This is a genomic window from Facilibium subflavum, assembly GCF_003574485.1.
GTDB lineage: Bacteria > Pseudomonadota > Gammaproteobacteria > Francisellales > Francisellaceae > Facilibium > Facilibium subflavum.
The window spans coordinates 1-522 of the sequence record NZ_QLIT01000384.1 but is presented as its reverse complement, the minus strand read 5'-3'; the positions used below and the strand labels follow the sequence as shown (position 1 = coordinate 522).

Here is a 522-nt window from a genome sequence, read left to right as displayed (position 1 = left end):
CATTCCTGCTGTAAGAGCATAACTTTTTATACGATGCCAAAATGATTGGCGTGTCATTCTTCTAGAATGCTGACTAATAAAGATCGCCTTTTCTTTGAAATTTTTAGCTAAATTAGGGCGAGATTCTGTAAAGTATTTCTGTAAAAACTCCAAAGCATATTCTCCCATTGGGACAATCCTTTCTTTTGAGCCTTTACCTAATACTTGAATCACTCCAATATTAATATCAACATTTTCAACGTCTAGACCAACTAGCTCACTAACACGTAACCCAGTTTCATCCATTAGTTCAAGCATTGCTCTATCACGAATTCCAATATCTAGAGTTAAATCAGGTGCTTGCAATAATGCTTCAACGTCAGCTTCTGTCATATCTTTAGGCAAACTTTTGGCTAACTTTGGCATAGTTAATTTAGCAGTAGGATTACTCTCAGTTTGACCAGACCTAACTAGCCAAGCATAAAATTTACGTAACGTAGATATCATTCTGGCATTAGAACGACTACTATAACCATTTTTAGA

Annotated in this window: 1 protein-coding gene; it reads right to left on the bottom strand. The window is 35.6% G+C overall.

The features are described from left to right. The coding region (locus DNK84_RS14075) for a tyrosine-type recombinase/integrase (protein ID WP_162902533.1) at positions 1–522 on the bottom strand (522 nt) is incomplete at both ends.